General features: G+C 44.9%; 3 protein-coding genes. All 3 read left to right on the top strand.

Features of this window, described 5'->3' with window-relative positions; genetic code table 11:
• Positions 1-45 precede the first annotated feature (45 nt).
• The 3 genes from ACTHUR_RS11645 (at position 46) to ACTHUR_RS11635 (ending at position 1,120) form a co-directional block, all read left to right on the top strand.
• Positions 46-306 (top strand): phosphopantetheine-binding protein, encoded by a 261-nt coding sequence (locus tag ACTHUR_RS11645; RefSeq protein ID WP_440398676.1) that lies wholly within the window; start codon positions 46-48, stop codon positions 304-306.
• A 12-nt stretch (positions 307-318) separates the two neighbouring features.
• Positions 319-567, top strand: a complete 249-nt coding sequence (locus ACTHUR_RS11640; RefSeq protein ID WP_003680823.1) for an acyl carrier protein — start codon at positions 319-321, stop codon at positions 565-567.
• Positions 568-685: 118 nt separating this feature from the next.
• Positions 686-1,120, top strand: a complete 435-nt coding sequence (locus ACTHUR_RS11635) for a hypothetical protein (RefSeq protein WP_101755195.1) — start codon at positions 686-688, stop codon at positions 1,118-1,120.
• Positions 1,121-1,128 lie beyond the last annotated feature (8 nt).

Raw genomic sequence — 1,128 nt, 5'->3', positions numbered from 1 at the left:
CCGTTTAAACGAATACCTGCAAGACTATTTCACAAGGAAAACCACATGAGCAATTTAGAAAACCAAATCAAACAATTAATCGTCGACAGCTTGGGCTTGGAAGACATTACCGTTGCCGACATCGGCAGCGAAGATCCACTTTTCGGCGACGACGGCCTGGGCCTGGATTCGGTTGATGCATTGGAACTTGGTTTGGCCGTACAAAAAACCTTCGGCTTCCAGCTCGACGGTGAAAACGACAACCTGCGCGAAAACTTCGCCAACGTCAAAACTTTAGCCGAGTTCGTCAAGAGCCGCCAAGCATAAGGGAGAGACAAGATGACCGAACAAGAAGTACGCACCCTGCTGACCGATGCACTGGTTAACCTGTTTGAAATCGAACCGGAACGCATCAAACCCGAAACCAACCTCTACGAAGATTTGGAAATCGACAGCATCGACGCTATCGACCTTATCGACCACATCAAACGCGAAACCGGCCGCAAACTGCAAGCCGAAGACTTCCGCAACGTGCGTACCGTAGAAGACGTGGTTCAAGCGGTCTTGAAAGTACAACAAGATTCCTGATTTTACTTTGAATCAGCATATTTTCAGACGGCCTTACCCACCGGCAAGGTCGTCTGAATATCAATAAACAACCTAATCATCAATCTTTCTCACTTATCCATAATATACAACTAACACCATGAAAAAATTCATTTCCCTACTGCTCTTACTCCCCGCCTTGTCTGCGCACGCTGAAATTTCCCTCATCAAAAAAATGACACATGCCGAGTGTATGCAAGTCATTCGTGATTCATTGGATATGTATAACGATATGGAGTTTTGTGAAAAAAACACGAACGAGGAAACTCAACGTAACGGGATGCTGGCATGGAATATGGCTGGATTTGCCAACAGCAAATCAGCAATGGCCCCTATCTGCCCAACGGTCAAAAAAATGACCAAACAAGAGCAGACTGAAATGTTTTCCCGCTATCCTAAATCTCATGAACCCAAAGAGGTTGCAAAATTCTGCACCTCGGAAAACCGTAACCGCATCGCCAAGCTTTATCCAAAATACTATAAGCTGCTCGTAGAACATGAAGCCTTTGAAAAAAATAAGGAAGAAAACGAATAATCCAAGAA

This window comes from Neisseria sp. P0021.S007, from assembly GCF_051956855.1.
This window is presented reverse-complemented; position numbering and strand designations above follow the sequence as displayed.

What these genes read in the sequence shown, in the direction of transcription:
- ACTHUR_RS11645 (WP_440398676.1), top strand. Translation starts at nt 46, where the DNA reads ATGAGCAATTTAGAAAACCAAATCAAACAATTAATCGTCGACAGCTTG.
- ACTHUR_RS11640 (WP_003680823.1), top strand. Translation starts at nt 319, where the DNA reads ATGACCGAACAAGAAGTACGCACCCTGCTGACCGATGCACTGGTTAAC.
- ACTHUR_RS11635 (WP_101755195.1), top strand. Translation starts at nt 686, where the DNA reads ATGAAAAAATTCATTTCCCTACTGCTCTTACTCCCCGCCTTGTCTGCG.